This window comes from Flavobacterium gyeonganense (assembly GCF_029625295.1).
GTDB classification, from domain to species: Bacteria; Bacteroidota; Bacteroidia; order Flavobacteriales; family Flavobacteriaceae; genus Flavobacterium; species Flavobacterium gyeonganense.
In genome coordinates this window covers 1,862,666-1,879,436 of record NZ_CP121112.1, presented here as the reverse complement: position 1 = coordinate 1,879,436, position 16,771 = coordinate 1,862,666, and the positions used below count along the sequence as shown (strand labels likewise).

The following is a 16,771-nucleotide window of genomic DNA, read 5'->3' as shown; positions in this document are numbered from 1 at the left end:
AATTATTAAGGTAAATTTGTTTTTGTTAATTGTTACATCATGCAAAACAAAAAGAAAATTGCGTATTTAATCGGGGCATGTATTTTTACTGTAATCGCATTGGCGGCTATTCAGGGCTATTTTATATACAATACTTATAAATTGACCGAAAGGGAAGTAAATACCAAAATCAAAAAGCAGATTGCTGAGTTGGAAGACCATGCTGAATTTGATGCCATAAAAGATAGTTGGATGGAGCAAACCGGCAAATTATCCGAAAGATATGTTTATAAAAAAATAGCAAAAAAAGAATATCTAAAACTTATTCAGATAAATCAGGATTCCCTTTCTGAAGCTATGAAGAGGTATATGGAAAAATTTAAAAAACCAGAAGATTTTGAAATAGGTTACAGTGATTATTTAACCTCTCTGGTTATTTTAAACAATAATATAACGGATTCTGTTTATAATGGTAAACTGTTGATTTTTGATAATAAAGTAAAAAGTACTAATGAGATTTCTTCTTCGATCGGAAAGTGGCAAAATACGAATGAATCAGAATCTGATAATCCGGGTGCTGTAAAGAAAAAATATACACTCATGTTAAAAACAGAACAATTTTACAGTTTTGCGAACTGGCAAAAAACGATTTTGGGTCAAATGGCGGGGTTGTTATTGTTTTCTCTGATCTTAATGTTTTTTGTCGTGTACCTGTATTACCTCTCTATTAAAAATTTAATTAACCAAAAACGGATTGCCGATATAAAAACGGATTTTGTAAACAATATTACACATGAATTTCAGACTCCTTTGGCCACAATGGATATTGCAATCAAAACATTACAGCGAAAGGAAACTCAAATGTCGAATGAAGAATATAAAACAACTTTATCTTTATTGGAAAGGCAAAACAGCAGGCTTCAGAAACTGTTTCAGCAGGTTGCGAATGTTTCAGTTAATCCAGTCGCTGATACAAGTTCTTCCATCGAAATAAATTGTAATGAAATCAAAGAAATAATACATGATTTCACGCTTTCCAAACCTGATATTCTGATTACATGCCAACAGAATCAGGAAACCATAACTATAAAGATAGACCGTTTTCATCTCAATACAATTTTGATTAATCTCTTGGATAATGCTGTAAAATATGGTGCTACGCAAATTGATATTGAAATGAACAGTATTGATAATACATTTTTACTCGGTATAAATGACAACGGAAAAGGGATCTCTCCAAAAGAACATATTGCCATTTTTGATAAGTTTTACAGAGTCGAAAAAGGAAATCTTCACAATACCAAAGGCCTTGGTTTGGGATTGTTTTATGTAAAACAATTAGTGGAAGCATATCGTGGAAATGTAAAAGTAATAAGTGAAGAAAATAAAGGTGCTCTATTTTTAATATCAATTCCGTTATAATGAAACATATTTTATTAGTAGAAGATGATTTTGATTATGCTTCAATTTTGAAACAGTATCTGGAATTTTCAGGATTTAAAGTATCCTGGAAAAAGAACGGTAAAGAAGCTTTGGGATCTCTTCCCGGGACGAAGCCTGATATTTGTATTTTGGATGTAATGATGCCGCAAATGGATGGTTTTACTTTAGCAGAAAAGATAGTGGACCAATTTCCGGATACGCCTTTTGTTTTTTTAACGGCAAAATCATTGAAGGAGGACAAAATCAAAGGGTTGAAGTTGGGTGCAGATGATTATATCGTAAAACCTTTTGAAGTAGAAGAATTAATTTTAAGAGTAGGTAATATTTTAAAACGTTCTCAAAAAAATGAGGAAAAAAATGTTTTAGAGCAGACCTTCGAAATTGGCGCTTATTTTTTTGATTATCGAAATTACTTGCTGAAACATCATGCAATCACACACCGAATTACCGAAAAAGAAGCGCAATTAATCCTTTTTTTATTTGCGAACCGAAATAAACTCATTAAGAGGGAAGAAATTTTAAGGGAAATCTGGGGCAACGAAGATTTCTTTTCAGGCAGAAGCATGGATGTCTTTATCAGCCGGTTACGAAAATATTTTAAAGAAGATCCTGCTATAAGTATCTCAAGCATAAGAGGCCTGGGTTTTGAATTTAAGATTAACAATTAAATCAAATGATTATGAAAATTATTATAGTACTTATTTTTACAGCGATTAGTTTTTTAGCGCACAGCCAGAGTAGGCCAACAGTGCCAAATCCTCCAAAAGTTAAAAAATCAGAAACAAAAACTACGAGTTCCAGTTCATCTGTTTCGGTTCAGGATTCAGATTCATCTTATAGTTTCAAAGCCTCTTTTGATTCTGATAAAAATGATAAAATAAAAAGAATGCTAATGGATCATCTGGATGAGAAATACCTGATTTCTAAAGGTGAAGTTTTGATTTGGAAAAAAACAGATGCAGAAGAAATTATTTATAGCGTCACTTTTAAAAATGGCAGTTTAAAAATGAATGTCGATAAAGAATTGAGTTCCGGAAATGCCGTTAGAGAATTTGAAAAACTCGGAAATAAATTACGTGAGTTGATTTCAAATGATTAAAATAAAAAAATGCTTTTGACAATTGTGTGTCAAAAGCATTTTTATTTATAGGTTGGTAGAAAAAATCTTAAACTTTTGATTTAATCGAATGTTCAACATTTCTTTCAATAGTGTGTCCCGGCCTTGACCATTTTGGTTTTTCCCCAAGAGGAGTAAATTGAGAATCTTCAGCTTCAACTGTTTTAGGCTGTGATACTTTTGTAAAAGGTTTTTGCGGATTCAATCCTAATAACTCGAACATTTTCATGTCTTCATGTACATCAGGATTTGGTGTAGTAAGTAATTTATCTCCTGCAAAAATAGAATTTGCTCCTGCAAAGAAACACATTGCCTGACCTTCGCGGCTCATATTGGTTCTTCCTGCAGATAAACGTACCTGCGTTTCAGGCATTACGATTCGGGTAGTGGCTACCATTCGAATCATCTCCCAGATTTCTACCGGTTTTTCATCTTCCATAGGAGTTCCTTCTACGGCAACCAAAGCATTAATCGGCACTGATTCCGGTTGTGGATTTAAAGTAGAAAGCGCAACCAGCATTCCAGCTCTGTCTTCGATACTTTCTCCCATTCCGATAATTCCACCGCTGCAAACTGTAACGTTAGTTTTACGAACATTTTCAATGGTTTCTAAACGGTCTTCAAAAGCACGTGTTGAAATAACATCTTTGTAATAATCTTCAGAAGTATCTAAGTTGTGATTGTAAGCATATAATCCTGCTTCTGCCAGACGCTGCGCCTGATTTTCGGTAATCATGCCGAGAGTACAGCAAACTTCCATATCCAGTTTGTTGATGGTACGAACCATTTCTAAAACCTGATCAAATTCTTCACCGTCTTTTACATTTCTCCAGGCAGCCCCCATACAAACACGGGATGATCCGCTAGATTTGGCACGTAAGGCCTGAGCTTTTACCTGGCTTACACTCATCAAATCATTTCCCTCAACTCCTGTGTTGTAACGTGCAGCCTGTGGGCAATACCCGCAATCTTCCGGACAGCCTCCTGTTTTGATAGAAAGTAAAGTCGATACCTGAACTACGTTCGGATCGTGTTTTTGTCTGTGAATTGTTGCTGCTTCATACAGCAAGTCCATCATAGGTTTGTTATATATGGCGATTATTTCGTCTTTTGTCCAGTTGTGTTTTGTAACGCTCATTGATACATTGTTTTTGATGCTTCAAAAGTAGTTAAATAGTTCTAATCAACCAATGTTGATTGCTGTAAATGAATATTTGGCAGTTATTTTCAAAAAAGAAACACCCTAAAATCATAGAATTGTAGTTTTTTATGATTTTAGAGTGCGGAATAACTCTTTTTATTTTAAAAAAATTAATCGGCTATGTATTTGTTATTCCAGTATAACATCATCATTAAGGTGACAATGACTGAAGATGCAAGGCCTTCAAATAATAAGCAGATGCAATACGTTGGTACAGATGGGTTTCCTCCAAACATAAAGGTTTCAGATAAAGAAGCAACATAGGCATCTCCGCCTTTTGCATAGCTATAAACTAATAATCCGAAGACGCTCATCGACACACCCACTACTGAAGTAGCCATAGCCGAAACAGCATTGGATACAAAATTAGTTTCTCCTTCATGAAGGTTCATCTGCATGGTTCTGTTTACTCCGTAAAAAATAAACAATACATTCAGGGTACGTAAATAAAATAAATCGGCTAAACCTAATACATTCATCAATAAAAAATAAATGCCTATGCCAAGGAATATTATAGATCCGTTGACAATTTCTTTTGGTAATTTCATGATGGTTATTTTTAAAGAAGTTAATAGTAAATATTTGGTATTCAGTAAAGTGTATTAAATTTACTAAAAAAATAAATAAGATGATTTAAAAATAACTAAAAGTATAGTATTAGAATTTTTTAGCTTTTGCTTATGAACTCTAATGCAGTTTGTTTGTCCAGATTTAACTGTTCTTTCAGCAAATCTACGGATCCAAATTTTTGTTCCTCGCGAAGGTATTTTAGTAGTGAAATCTCCAGTTTTTGTCCATAAATGTCGGCATCAAAATCAAAAAGATTTACTTCGATGGTTTGTTTTTGCCCATTTACAGTTGGATTGAAACCAATATTCATCATTCCGAAAACTTCTTTTTGATCAACAACAGTTTTTACAACATAAACACCATTTTTAGGAATCAGTTTGTAGTCTTCTTCAATCTGGATATTAGCAGTTGGAAAGCCAATTGTTCTTCCCAGCTGCTTTCCTTTTACGACATCACCAGTTAGAAAATAAGTATAACCCAGATATTCATTGGCTAAAGCCATATTACCTTCCTGCAATGCTTTTCTGATTTTGGTAGAACTTACTGAAACATCCTGGATTTCCTGAGCCGAAATTTGTTCAACTTCAAAACCGTATTCGGCTCCAAAAGCGATTAAATTATCAATATTGGCTGTTCTGTTTCTACCAAAACGATGGTCATGGCCAATAATTATTTTATGGATATGGAACTGATCTACTAAAATGGAGTGTACAAATTCTTCAGCAGTTAATCTTGAAAAACTTTCATTAAATGGATGAATAACAAGGTTTTCAATTCCGGTTGCTTCCAGAAGTTTAGATTTTTCCTGAATGGTATTTAAAAGTTTTATTTCTGATTTTTCCTGAAGAACCATTCTGGGATGTGGAAAAAAGGTAAGAACAAGACTTTCATATTGTCCGTTTTCAGTGTTTTGAGTAATTCTTTCCAGAATTTTTTTATGACCAATATGTACGCCATCAAAAGTCCCAAGAGTTAAAATGGTTTTCTTGGTAGAGTGGAAATCGTTTATAGAATGAAAGAGCTTCAAAACAAATTATTTAAGATGCTGCAAATTTATACTATCTATTTTAAATCTGATAGCAACCTGAATTGATTTTTTAATTTGATTCGTTTGGTTTTTTGTGAAAAAGGAGTAATTTGTCGATGCGAAATAAATATCTGTCGAGAATAGAAAAGAATTTGACTTAATTAATTTAATTTTGATTCTCAAAATAACCTCTTGATTATGAAAAAACAGCTACTAATTCTGCTTTCTATTTTTTTCTGTATTACAGTTCATGCACAAACAAATGTTCTTTGGGAGAAAGTGAATTCGGTTTCGGCAAAAAAAACAAGAAACGTTCTTAATCAGGAAAAGCTATATTATAAACTGAATGAGAATCTTTTGATTCAGAAAATTGCAGCTTCAGGCAAGACGTCAAAAAATGCTGTTTCTGAAATCACGGTTCCAAATACTGAAGGTGTTTTAGAACGATTTATGGTTTGGGAATCCTCGAATTTTGATCCCGAATTACAAGCAAAATACCCTGAAATCAGAGCTTATGTGGGTACGGGATTAGATGATAAAACTGCAAAAATTCATTTCAGTATAGCTCCAATAGGAGTTCAGACTATGGTATTCCGTTTAGACAAGGCGTCTGAATTTATAGAGCAAAATCCAGACAATAAGTCAGAATATGTGTTGTTTACATCTAAAAATAAAGATACTTCAAAATTGCTGATTTGTAAAACAAAAGAGGAAACTACTAAAAAAAATTCTGATAAAACAGCAAAAACAGCATCTAATACTAAAACCTTAAAAACACTTCGGCTTGCATTATCGTGTACAGGAGAATACGCTTCGTTTTTTGGAGGTACAAAAGCAGGCGCATTAGCCGGAATGAATGCCACTATGACAAGGGTGAATGCCGTTTTTAATAAAGATTTAGCTGTGCAATTAACTATAATACCAAATAATTTAGATATTATTTATACAAATGCATCAATAGATCCTTATTCTAACGCACCGCAAGGCGCAAAAGGGGCATGGAACTTAGAAGTTCAGCAAACATTAACTACCGTTATTGGCAACAGTGGGTATGATATAGGGCATTTATTTGGCGGTTCAGGTGGCGGAGGAGATGCGGGTTGTATAGGCTGTGTATGTGATAATCCTATTTCTTCGTCAGATGATCAGGCAAAAGGGAGTGCATATACCTCTCCTTCAGATGGAATTCCTCAGGGAGATACATTTGATATTGATTTTGTAGCACATGAAATGGGGCATCAGTTAGGAGGTACTCATACTTATTCTCATTTAATTGAAGGCACAGGGACAAATGTAGAACCGGGTAGTGGTTCGACTATCATGGGATATGCAGGAGTAACAAATGATTATGATATTCAGAATGTTTCTGATGATTACTTTGCCTACGCAAGTATTTTACAAATCCAGAATAATCTTGCTACTAAATCATGCCCGGTTAGTTCGCCAATAAATAATAATCCGCCGGTTGTAAGTGCAGGTTCCGATTATACCATTCCATTTAATACCCCATTTATTTTAACCGGAACAGGCTCTGATCCGGATGGCGATACAGTTACTTATTGCTGGGAGCAAAATGATAGTGCCACCACAACATCCGGAAGTAATAGTATTGCTTATCCGGCTAAACCAGACGGGCCATTATTTCGATCTCTTCCGCCAAACAACTCACCTGTTAGGTATATGCCAAGCTTAAACACAGTACTTCAAAACAGGTTAACCACCACCTGGGAATCTGTTTCGTCAGTCGCAAGAACTTTGCATTTTTCACTTACAGGAAGAGATAATGCAGCTTTAACAATCCCTCAGACTAATACCGATAACATGATTGTTACTGTAAATGCTGCGGTCGGTCCGTTTGCCGTAACCTCGCAAAATACAAATGATATAGGGTGGCAAAAAGGTTCTTTTCAGACCATAAACTGGGATGTAAAGAATACGAATACATTGCCCGGTTCCAATAATGTAAATATTAAATTATCTACAGATGGAGGTTTGACTTTTCCTGTCATTCTTGAAGCAAATACACCAAACGATGGCTCACAGACCATAACAGTACCTTCAGATATTGCCGCTACAAATTGCAGGCTGCTAATTGAGCCAGTCGCTAACATTTATTATGCTTTAAATGCTAGTCCTTTTGCTATAGGTTATACATCAGCAACGACTTGCGATTCTTATAGTTTCGGAAGTTCTTTTACTATACCGTTTGGATCTTCCTTTACTACAAAAACAGTAAATGTGCCTGCTTCCACAGGAATAGTTTCTGATGTAAAAGTCGCAGTAAATGTAACACACGAAAGGTTTTCAGATTTAGAAATTCAAATAGTAAGTCCACTTGGAACAGTCGTAAAATTGTTTGATAAAAATTGTGGCAGCACTAATTCTACTTTAACACTGAATTACGATGATTCAGGAACCGAATTGGATTGTTCTAAAACAACGAGTCAGATGGTTGTGCCTGCAGAATTTTTAAACGCATTCAAAGGGCAAAATCCTCAGGGGACATGGAAATTTGAGGTTCGTGATGCTGTTTCGGGACGTTTCGGAACTATAAATTCGGCATCTGTAACTATTTGCAGTCAGACATTTACTCTCGATGATACTGAATTCGAAAGCGTGGATTTTGCATTATATCCAAATCCAAATAATGGTAATTTTACTGTTCAGTTTAAATGTGACCCTACTAAAGATGTAGAAGTATTAGTACATGATATCCTTGGCCAAAATGTATATGATGAAAATTTTGGTAAAGGAGCTTATTTTAATCAAAACATTCAGTTAAAAAAAGCATCTGCCGGATTATATTTAGTAACCATCATTAATGGCAGTAAAAAAATTGTCAAAAAGATACTGATAAACTAATTTAAGAATTAGCCATTGCCATACATACAATGCTGATTTTTGCTCCTGGGATTTTGAGTAATGCCCGTGAGCAGGCTTCTAATGTGGCACCTGTTGTGAGAACATCATCAACAAGTAAGAAATGTTTATTATGATTTTCTTCTGAAAAATACACATCAAATAAGTTTTCTATTCCTTCTGATCTTCCCAAAAGATTCTTTTTGGATTGGGTTTTAGAATATTTCTTCCGAAACAAAATAGTTTCATTATAGTCGATACCCAGTCCTTTGGACAAAGCATTTCCAAAAGTAGCTACCTGATTATAACCTCTTTCCTTAAACTTCTTTCGATGAAGCGGTACAGGAATTACAACATCAAAAGACGTCTCAAGCTGAATATTTTTTAAATCTTCCACATACCAGTCTCCCAGGACTGTTCCAATTTCTTCGTATCCTTTGTATTTCAGATTGTGTATCAGCTCCTGTACAATTCCTTTTTTGTTGAAATACAAAAATGCCGATGCATGTTCAATGTCAATTTTCCCATAAAATTTCTTGACTGCCTCATTATTAGTATCTAAATGGTATTGAGTAAGAGGCATTTCATGCCGGCAGCTGGTACATATAACATTTTCGTTTGTCATTAAAAGCGAGTGACAGCCGGCGCACACTTTAGGGAAAAAGAGATTTTTTAAAGATTCAAACATTTTGTAATATTATTTAAAAAAATAAATGTAAGATAAAAGTGTCAAAAAATACAATTGATTGCTATTTTTATTCATAAAAAATATTTTAATGCAATTGAAATTAATTTTAAATAGTAGCTTATAGATCCATTTTAAGTGTAAAGGAATATTTAGAAAAGCAAATAAGCAGCCTTTTAATTATAAAAAAAATAAATTTTTATTCGGAAACCGAAAAACCGTGATTGATTACTAAAAATTTAGTAATCAATGGGCAATCTTCAACTATTTTTCTTTTTTTTAAACTCACTTTTTATATTTTTGCATCACTATGGCAAAACAAGAAGATTTATTTAAGAATGTGGTTTCGCACGCAAAAGAGTACGGATTTATTTTTCCGTCAAGCGAAGTATACGATGGACTGAGTGCTGTATATGATTATGCACAAAATGGTGTCGAATTAAAAAAGAATATCCGTGAATATTGGTGGAAATCAATGGTTCAGATGAATGAAAATATTGTCGGCCTTGATGCTGCAATATTGATGCATCCAACAACCTGGAAAGCTTCAGGTCACGTTGATGCCTTCAATGATCCGTTAATTGACAATAAAGATTCTAAAAAAAGATACAGAGCTGATACCTTAGTAGAAGATTATGCTGAAAAGTTAAATCAAAAAGCTCAAAAAGAAATCGAAAAAGCGAAAGCTCGTTTTGGAGATGCTTTTAATGAAGAAGAATTTATTACAACCAATGCACGTGTTGTAGAATATCTTTCAAAAAGAAAGAAATTTTGGCAAGGCTTGCAAAAGGGATGAGTGAAGATCTTCAGGATGTAAAAGCTTTAATTGAAGAATTGGAGATTGCTGATCCTGAAACCGGTTCTAAAAACTGGACAGATGTGAAGCAGTTTAACCTGATGTTCGGAACAAAACTGGGAGCTTCTGCAGATTCTGCAATGGATTTATATTTGCGTCCGGAAACGGCTCAGGGTATTTTTGTAAACTTCCTGAATGTACAGAAATCTGGCCGTATGAAAGTTCCTTTTGGAATTGCTCAAACCGGTAAAGCCTTTAGAAACGAAATTGTTGCCAGACAATTCATTTTCCGTATGCGTGAATTCGAACAAATGGAAATGCAGTTTTTTGTACGTCCGGGAGAAGAAATGCAATGGTACGAGCACTGGAAAGAAACACGTTTGAAATGGCATTTGTCTTTAGGATTAGGAAATGACAATTACCGTTTTCACGATCATGAAAAATTAGCACATTACGCAAATGCAGCTGCCGATATTGAGTTTAATTTCCCATTCGGATTTAAAGAATTGGAAGGAATTCATTCCCGTACTGATTTTGATCTAAAAGCGCACGAACAATATTCAGGAAGAAAACTGCAGTATTTTGATCCGGAACTGAATGAAAACTATGTTCCGTATGTTGTAGAGACCTCTGTAGGTCTGGATCGTATGTTTTTAGCTGTTTTTGCAACATCGTTGCAGGAAGAGGTTTTAGAGGACGGATCGACAAGAACAGTACTGAAATTACCAGCCGTTTTAGCTCCAACAAAAGCAGCAGTTTTACCACTGGTTAAAAAAGACGGATTACCAGAAATTTCTAAAAAAATCATCGAAGATTTAAAATGGGATTTCAATGTAGCGTATGATGAAAAAGATGCTGTAGGACGTCGTTACAGAAGAGCAGATGCTCTTGGAACGCCATTCTGTATAACAGTAGATCATCAAACTATTGAAGACGAAACGGTAACAATTCGTCATAGGGATACAATGAAACAAGATCGTGTAAAAATTTCTGAATTAAGAGATATTATTGAAAACGAAGTTTCGATGAAAAACTGGTTGATGAAAATGTAATTTTTTAATTTTCAATATATTAAATCCCAAATTCTGAATAGGAGTTTGGGATTTTTTTATGCGTTTAACTAAAGTGTTTTTTATTTATGTGGACAGGTATTTCAATATTTTTTATAACTTTAGATGTTCTCTTTTAAGAAAAAATAACTCCAAATTTAAGATTAACCCCAAAATTTAATCCAAAAGCAATGAATTACACCTACATTATTTTAGATGATGATCCGGTAAGTGTTGAAAGAATCAGGACAATAGCAAATGAGTTTTCTGAGCTGAATTTTATAGCTGCAGCAGACAATTATACCGATGGTATAAACCTGATTTTAAAACACATGCCTGATCTGGTTTTTTTAGAAATTGATCCCAAAGATAAAGCCAGCGGACTCTCCCTGACCTTAATTAATGGCTTATTAATGTATTTAAAAGAGCTGCCAAAAATTATTGTCACAACAAAAAGCAAAGATTTAGCGTTTGATTGTATTCAGTACGAAGTAAATGATTATTTTCTAAAACCAATTGAAGCAATTGATCTGGTAAAGTTGATTCATAAATTGAATAAATTATATAACGAGGATGAAGTGCTTCTGGTTCAGAAACTCAAGCCAAAAGAAAAAAACAAAATCAGGAAGAGGGAATTCAAATCAATAAAAATCGAAAATCCTTTATTTTATGTGTAAAGTCATATGGCGATCACCGTTATATTGATTCAAATGAAATCTGTTATTTTCAGGCTGATAATAATTCGACTGATATTCATCTGAAAAATGGAGAAATGATCACGGCTTTTAAAACCTTAAAACATTTTGAAACCGTTTTGTCAAATCCATTTATCAGAATTCATAACAGTTATATAGTAAACAGAAATTATATTTCGAGGATCCATACAGGGAACTCCTTATGTTATATTAAAAAAACGACTATAAAACTACCGTTTTCAAAATCTTACAAAGCAAATGTTGATTTCATAATTAGTGAATTTGCCAATGAAAATTATATAGAAACTTAAAATAAAACCATCTGCCCTGATTTGCTGTCCATTCACTAATGAACGGATAGCATTGACCATAAATGCCTTTTTTTGAGGTGATTGTTGCGCTTTACTGTTTAGTTTTACCAAAGAATTCCGAACAAAACGGGATAAAAAAAGTAAAAAAGTATAACAATATAAAACTCGACAATCATGAAAAAATTAGCTTTAACAACTGGATTATTTTCTTTAGTAATGGTATTAACTTCTTTTAATACTTCTGCAAAAACTACTAATGATATTATAGTAAACAATACAACAATTGGTATTGATGGAAATCAGTCAGCAGGACAAAGCAGAAAAGTGGATATGATGGGTTCTGATTTATCAAATCAAAAACTAAGCATTGACGGAAATCAGTCAGCAGGACAAAGCAGAAAAGTAGATTAATTAGCTGTAATTCATTTAAATATAGAAAGGACCGTCTAAATTAGACGGTCTTTTTCTTTATGTCTAATGTATAGTTTTGTATTTTTGAGTAAATTTTAAGACAGAATTGAAAAAAAACTATCTGATATTACTTCTATTTTTTATTGGCTGTACAAAGCAAAATGAAAACACTCGTGTATCCAGTCAGTCAAGAGATAGTCTTGATTTGTATTTGTCATTGGCTAACGAATACAAACTACCCGTCGCGATAAAGCAAAAGTACAATCAAAAAGCTTTTGAAGTGATTATGAGCCAGCCCGATGATTCAATGAAAAGGGTTAATCTTTTCAAGGTGGCCAATCGTTATTTTAATATGAGAGATTGGAATAACTATAATAAAACCGTTAAAATTGTCTTAGAAAAAGCTGAAAAAGCAAAGGATTCGGTTTCAATGTCTAAAGCTTATATTTATTTAGGGGATTATTACAGCTCTCAAACATCTTCAGACAGTGCATTTGCCTTTTATTATAAAGCAGAAAAACTATATTTAGCAAGTAATGACTACTATAATTTAGCTAAAACAAGACTTAGCAAAGCTTTACTGCAATATAACGAAGGAGATTTTTACGGCAGTGAGAAGGCTATTTTCAATGCCTTAAGAGTCATTAGGCGAAAAAACAATAATGATATTTTATATGAGGCTTATAACCTGCTGGGAATTCTATACAATGAATTGGGCGAGTATGAAAAGGCGATTGAATTTCATAATAAAGCGATTGCTAGTATAGATGATAAGATCATTCCGGCTGAGTTCCAGTCAAAAGCAACGTCATTAAACAACCTTGGATTCGTATATCAAAACCTTAACGATTACAAAAAAGCTAATTTTTATTTTCAGGAAGGATTAAAAGAAAAAAACCTCTTTAATCAAAAACCTGAATTGTATGCCATTCTGATGGATAATTTAGCGTATTCGCAGTTTAAATTAAATCAAAGCAAAGAGCTTCCTGGTTTATTTTACAAAGCGCTTAAAATAAGGGATAGTTTAAAGCTGACAGCAGGTATAACAGCGAGTAAAATGCATTTATCAGAGTACTTTGCAGCAAAGAAAGATACGGCTAAAGCTTTACACTATTCAAATCAGGCACTTATAGTTTCAAAACGCACTAAAAATTATCGTAATGTACTGGCCGCTTTGAAGCAGTTATCTTTAATTCATCCCAAAAAAGCTTCAAAATTTTCAGAAGATTATATTCGCATAAATGACAGTCTGCAAATGGCTGAACGTAAAATGGGGGATAAATTTACACGAATAGAATATGAAACAAATGAAATAAAAAGCGAAAATTCGAGTTTAGAAATACAGAACAGGACTTTGGTGTATGTTTTTTGTGTTCTTTCGCTGATAGGTTTGTTTTTATACATTTACAAAACACAGCAGGCAAGAAACAGGGAATTGCTTTTCAAGCAGCAACAGCAAATTGCAAACGAGGATATCTATAATTTGATGATTTCGCAGCAAAACGCAATCGAAACCATGCGAATCAGGGAAAAGAAAAAAGTAGCCCAAGAGCTGCACGATGGAGTTTTAGGAAGAATGTTTGGTGTCAGGATCAGTTTAGACAGCCTTGATAAATTAGATGAAGAAACTGCTGCTGATAAAAGAAAAAAATACCTGCTTGAGTTAAAAGAAATAGAACAGGACATACGGGAAATTTCGCATGATCTGAATAAGGAAAAATCCGGGTTGATTAATAATTTTGTTGCGATTTTAGAAAAGCTGTTTCAAAACCAGACCAATACATTCAATACCAAACTGGTTTATAATATTGATTCTAATATCAAATGGGACCTGGTAAGCAATGTCGTCAAAATTAATTTATACAGAATAATTCAGGAAGCACTTCAGAATTGTAATAAATATGCAAGGGCGAAAACAATTACTGTTGAATTTAAAAGCGAAATCAATTATTTAGTTTTATCAATATCCGATGATGGAATAGGGTTTAATGCCCATAAAACCAAAAAAGGAATTGGGCTGCAAAATATAATTTACAGAACAGCAGAATGTGACGGAAATGTCGAAATAAACTCGACAAAGGGTGAAGGAACTGCTATTTTGGTAAAGATACCAATAGATCAAAAAATAAATAAAATTCATAATGAAAGCTGATTTACCACCATCGCTTAAGCAAACAAGCAATATTTTAATTGTAGACGACCATCCGTTTATTATTGAGGGTTATAAAAATGCTATAACACGTTATAATCCGGAAAGCTATGAATTTTTGATTTCGCAGGCCAAAGATTGTAAATCGGCTTATGAAATTATTACAAACCCTGAAACTATTCCTTTCGATATTGCATTTTTAGATATCAGCATGCCCGCTTATGATGAAAAAGAAATTTTTTCAGGAGAGGATATAGCAAAACTAATTCTGGAATACATGCCAAACTGCAAGATTATCCTGCTGACCATGTATACCGAATTGCTCAAAATTAAAACCATCATCCGTACTATACAGCCCAATGGCCTGATTATTAAAAATGACCTGACATTTGATGAATTGCTTTTTGCTTTTGATAAAGTAATTAAAAGCGACAAATATTATAGCCAGTCCGTTCAGAAAATGCTCAACCAGTCACTTCATAATGCTATTGAAGTTGATGAATTCGATAAACAGATTTTATTTCATTTGTCTAAAGGAACTTCTGAAGAAGAAATGCCGCATTATATTCCTATTTCTATCAATGCCATAAAAAGACGAAAAAAAGGACTTAAAGAGCTTCTCAAAATAAAAACGGATTCAGACGATGATTTGGTAAAAGAAGCCAAAAACAAGGGACTTTTTTAAAGTAAAATCCAAAAAAATAAAAATTCCAAATTCCAATATTTTGTAGCGTTGGAATTTGGAATTTTTTTATTTGAAATTTTTAAAATTACTCACTCATGGCATCCCAGCCTCTTGCTTTTAAAGCGATTTTAGTATTCGCTCTTGTCACCAGATGAATTCCTTCACTTTCATCTGTCATGTGGCCAATTATGGAGAAGTTTGGATTTCCTTTTATTTTGTCAAAATCATTAATATCGATTGTAAACAGCAGTTCATAATCTTCACCGCCATTAATAGCAACAGTTGTGCTGTCAATATTAAATTCTTCGCAGGTCGAAATAAACTGAGGATCGAGTGGCAGTTTGTCTTCGTATAAGTTACAGCCCACTTTTGACTGCTTACACAAATGAATGATTTCAGATGAAAGTCCGTCAGAAATATCAATCATTGAGGTTGGTTTTATTTCAAGAGCATGTAAAAGCGTCCGGACATCTTTTCGCGCTTCCGGTTTTAATTGTCTTTCGACCAAATAAGTGTAAGGATCTAAATCCGGCTGATTGTTTGGGTTTACCTGAAAAACCTGTTTTTCGCGTTCCAGCACCTGCAATCCCATATAAGCGGCACCAATATCTCCGGTTACAACCAATAAGTCGGTTTGTTTAGCTCCGCTTCTGTACACGATTTCATCCGCATCAGCTTCACCAATTGCTGTGATACTTATGATTAGCCCTTTTTGAGATGAGGTCGTGTCTCCGCCAATTACATCTACTTTATACTCATTCGCAGCGCGTGTAATCCCTTCAAATAATTCTTCTAAGGCTTCTAGTGGAAAGCGGTTAGAAACGGCTACAGAAACCGTTATTTGCGTTGGTTTTGCATTCATGGCACAAATGTCAGAGACATTCACTACAACAGATTTGTATCCTAGGTGTTTCAATGGCATGTAAGCCAGATCAAAATGCACGCCTTCAATTAGTAAATCGGTTGAAACGACTACTTTTTTATCCTTGAAATCAAGGACAGCTGCGTCATCGCCAATGCTTTTTAAAGTCGACTCTTGTTTTACATCAAAATTTTTGGTTAAATGTTCTATTAAACCAAACTCGCCTAATTGCGCTATACTGGTACGTTGTGGGTTTTTATCTTCGATCATGTTTCTAAAGTTCCAAAGTTTGTAAGCTGCAAAGGTACAAAGTTGATGGTGGAATAACTATAAACGGAGCCCGATTATTGATTTATCAAAATGAGTAAAATAATCAAAATAGAGAAATGGATAATCAATGAACTTAAATGCTCCTTATTGAGAAATGTTTTTATCAAATTAACTATTGTAAATATTCCAACTACAAATGGTGCCAACAAAATTAATATTGCATTTGGTCCAGGCGCACAGATTCCACTAGGGAGTACATAAAAAAGAATGGATGCGATTAAAACGTAAACTAAATAAAATGCCAAAGTTTTTAAGCTGTTTTTTTGGCTGGCAGTTAGATTTTTAAAATTCATTTTTCAATACTGATTTTGAGTACAGGATTATAATATTTATTTTTTCAGTTTCAAATCACTAAATACTTCTTTAAACATTTCACCGGGATCAATATCAATGGCCAAAGCAATCAAATACAATTCATCTGCTCTGAGTTTTGTTGATTCATTTGAAGTCAATTGAGACAATCGGGCCTGACTGATTCCGGATCGTCTGGAAACCATTGCTCTATTCACAGATTTCTTGGTAAGATATAGTCCTAAAGGAGTCATAAGATTTCGAATTTATATCCGTAAATATAGTTTGATTAAAGAAAAGTATAGAATATC

General features: G+C 33.8%; 16 protein-coding genes and 1 pseudogene. 11 read left to right on the top strand and 6 right to left on the bottom strand.

Features of this window, described 5'->3' with window-relative positions; translation table 11 throughout:
• Positions 1-39: 39 nt before the first annotated feature.
• From P5P89_RS08175 to P5P89_RS08165, 3 genes are read left to right on the top strand one after another with little or no spacing between them, the layout of a single operon-like run.
• Positions 40-1,401 (top strand): sensor histidine kinase, encoded by a 1,362-nt coding sequence (locus P5P89_RS08175; RefSeq protein WP_278011488.1) that lies wholly within the window; start codon positions 40-42, stop codon positions 1,399-1,401.
• Positions 1,401-2,090: a response regulator transcription factor gene (locus P5P89_RS08170; RefSeq protein ID WP_278011487.1), complete on the top strand. Its 690-nt coding sequence runs from the start codon at positions 1,401-1,403 to the stop codon at positions 2,088-2,090. The genes P5P89_RS08175 and P5P89_RS08170 overlap by 1 nt, the downstream gene beginning before the upstream one ends.
• 11 nt (positions 2,091-2,101) lie before the next feature.
• Positions 2,102-2,521 (top strand): hypothetical protein, encoded by a 420-nt coding sequence (locus P5P89_RS08165; RefSeq protein WP_278011486.1) that lies wholly within the window; start codon positions 2,102-2,104, stop codon positions 2,519-2,521.
• A gap of 67 nt (positions 2,522-2,588) precedes the next feature.
• Here P5P89_RS08165 and bioB read toward each other — a convergent pair whose 3' ends face one another.
• The 3 genes from bioB to P5P89_RS08150 form a co-directional block, all read right to left on the bottom strand.
• Positions 2,589-3,677, bottom strand: coding sequence for a biotin synthase BioB (gene bioB, locus P5P89_RS08160; protein WP_278011485.1), 1,089 nt, complete (start codon positions 3,675-3,677; stop codon positions 2,589-2,591).
• A gap of 173 nt (positions 3,678-3,850) precedes the next feature.
• A complete protein-coding gene (locus tag P5P89_RS08155; protein WP_278011484.1) occupies positions 3,851-4,288 on the bottom strand; it encodes a hypothetical protein in 438 nt (145 codons plus the stop codon).
• Between the two features lie 119 nt (positions 4,289-4,407).
• The gene (locus P5P89_RS08150; RefSeq protein WP_278011483.1) at positions 4,408-5,337 is read right to left on the bottom strand and encodes a bifunctional riboflavin kinase/FAD synthetase; all 930 of its coding nucleotides are present in this window, start codon (positions 5,335-5,337) and stop codon (positions 4,408-4,410) included.
• A 198-nt stretch (positions 5,338-5,535) separates the two neighbouring features.
• Here P5P89_RS08150 and P5P89_RS08145 point away from each other — a divergent pair, with 198 nt between their 5' ends.
• Complete coding sequence (locus P5P89_RS08145) at positions 5,536-8,199, top strand: zinc-dependent metalloprotease (RefSeq protein ID WP_278011482.1); 2,664 nt, start codon at positions 5,536-5,538, stop codon at positions 8,197-8,199.
• A 1-nt stretch (position 8,200) separates the two neighbouring features.
• Here the strand turns inward: P5P89_RS08145 and P5P89_RS08140 are convergent, their stop codons facing one another.
• Positions 8,201-8,884: a ComF family protein gene (locus P5P89_RS08140; protein ID WP_278011481.1), complete on the bottom strand. Its 684-nt coding sequence runs from the start codon at positions 8,882-8,884 to the stop codon at positions 8,201-8,203.
• 307 nt (positions 8,885-9,191) lie between these two features.
• Between P5P89_RS08140 and P5P89_RS08135 the strand changes: the two are divergent.
• From P5P89_RS08135 to P5P89_RS08110, 6 genes and pseudogenes are all read left to right on the top strand, one after another.
• A pseudogene (locus P5P89_RS08135) lies at positions 9,192-10,729 on the top strand (glycine--tRNA ligase).
• A gap of 188 nt (positions 10,730-10,917) precedes the next feature.
• Positions 10,918-11,403 carry a LytR/AlgR family response regulator transcription factor gene (locus P5P89_RS08130; RefSeq protein WP_278011480.1) on the top strand — a complete coding sequence of 162 codons (486 nt, stop codon included), beginning with the start codon at positions 10,918-10,920 and terminating at the stop codon, positions 11,401-11,403.
• The gene (locus P5P89_RS08125; RefSeq protein WP_340696543.1) at positions 11,361-11,732 is read left to right on the top strand and encodes a LytR/AlgR family response regulator transcription factor; all 372 of its coding nucleotides are present in this window, start codon (positions 11,361-11,363) and stop codon (positions 11,730-11,732) included. The genes P5P89_RS08130 and P5P89_RS08125 overlap by 43 nt, the downstream gene beginning before the upstream one ends.
• A gap of 174 nt (positions 11,733-11,906) precedes the next feature.
• Positions 11,907-12,143 (top strand): hypothetical protein, encoded by a 237-nt coding sequence (locus P5P89_RS08120; RefSeq protein WP_269233836.1) that lies wholly within the window; start codon positions 11,907-11,909, stop codon positions 12,141-12,143.
• A 106-nt stretch (positions 12,144-12,249) separates the two neighbouring features.
• The gene (locus tag P5P89_RS08115) at positions 12,250-14,295 is read left to right on the top strand and encodes an ATP-binding protein (protein WP_278011479.1); all 2,046 of its coding nucleotides are present in this window, start codon (positions 12,250-12,252) and stop codon (positions 14,293-14,295) included.
• A complete protein-coding gene (locus tag P5P89_RS08110; RefSeq protein ID WP_278011478.1) occupies positions 14,285-14,977 on the top strand; it encodes a response regulator in 693 nt (230 codons plus the stop codon). The genes P5P89_RS08115 and P5P89_RS08110 overlap by 11 nt, the downstream gene beginning before the upstream one ends.
• Positions 14,978-15,062: 85 nt before the next feature.
• Here P5P89_RS08110 and thiL read toward each other — a convergent pair whose 3' ends face one another.
• Complete coding sequence (thiL, locus tag P5P89_RS08105; RefSeq protein ID WP_278011477.1) at positions 15,063-16,109, bottom strand: thiamine-phosphate kinase; 1,047 nt, start codon at positions 16,107-16,109, stop codon at positions 15,063-15,065.
• 90 nt (positions 16,110-16,199) lie between these two features.
• On the opposite strand from thiL, the gene P5P89_RS08100 reads away from it, so the two are divergent.
• Positions 16,200-16,370, top strand: coding sequence for a hypothetical protein (locus tag P5P89_RS08100; protein ID WP_278011476.1), 171 nt, complete (start codon positions 16,200-16,202; stop codon positions 16,368-16,370).
• A gap of 128 nt (positions 16,371-16,498) precedes the next feature.
• On the opposite strand, the gene P5P89_RS08095 is transcribed toward P5P89_RS08100, so the two are convergent.
• The gene (locus P5P89_RS08095) at positions 16,499-16,714 is read right to left on the bottom strand and encodes a helix-turn-helix domain-containing protein (protein WP_007807654.1); all 216 of its coding nucleotides are present in this window, start codon (positions 16,712-16,714) and stop codon (positions 16,499-16,501) included.
• Positions 16,715-16,771 lie beyond the last annotated feature (57 nt).

Excerpts from the sequence above, each read along its gene's own strand:
- P5P89_RS08175 (WP_278011488.1), top strand. The coding sequence starts at position 40 with ATGCAAAACAAAAAGAAAATTGCGTATTTAATCGGGGCATGTATTTTT.
- P5P89_RS08170 (WP_278011487.1), top strand. The coding sequence starts at position 1,401 with ATGAAACATATTTTATTAGTAGAAGATGATTTTGATTATGCTTCAATT.
- P5P89_RS08165 (WP_278011486.1), top strand. The coding sequence starts at position 2,102 with ATGAAAATTATTATAGTACTTATTTTTACAGCGATTAGTTTTTTAGCG.
- bioB (WP_278011485.1), bottom strand. The coding sequence starts at position 3,677 with ATGAGCGTTACAAAACACAACTGGACAAAAGACGAAATAATCGCCATA.
- P5P89_RS08155 (WP_278011484.1), bottom strand. The coding sequence starts at position 4,288 with ATGAAATTACCAAAAGAAATTGTCAACGGATCTATAATATTCCTTGGC.
- P5P89_RS08145 (WP_278011482.1), top strand. The coding sequence starts at position 5,536 with ATGAAAAAACAGCTACTAATTCTGCTTTCTATTTTTTTCTGTATTACA.
- P5P89_RS08140 (WP_278011481.1), bottom strand. The coding sequence starts at position 8,884 with ATGTTTGAATCTTTAAAAAATCTCTTTTTCCCTAAAGTGTGCGCCGGC.
- P5P89_RS08130 (WP_278011480.1), top strand. The coding sequence starts at position 10,918 with ATGAATTACACCTACATTATTTTAGATGATGATCCGGTAAGTGTTGAA.
- P5P89_RS08120 (WP_269233836.1), top strand. The coding sequence starts at position 11,907 with ATGAAAAAATTAGCTTTAACAACTGGATTATTTTCTTTAGTAATGGTA.
- P5P89_RS08110 (WP_278011478.1), top strand. The coding sequence starts at position 14,285 with ATGAAAGCTGATTTACCACCATCGCTTAAGCAAACAAGCAATATTTTA.
- thiL (WP_278011477.1), bottom strand. The coding sequence starts at position 16,109 with ATGATCGAAGATAAAAACCCACAACGTACCAGTATAGCGCAATTAGGC.
- P5P89_RS08100 (WP_278011476.1), top strand. The coding sequence starts at position 16,200 with ATGAGTAAAATAATCAAAATAGAGAAATGGATAATCAATGAACTTAAA.
- P5P89_RS08095 (WP_007807654.1), bottom strand. The coding sequence starts at position 16,714 with ATGACTCCTTTAGGACTATATCTTACCAAGAAATCTGTGAATAGAGCA.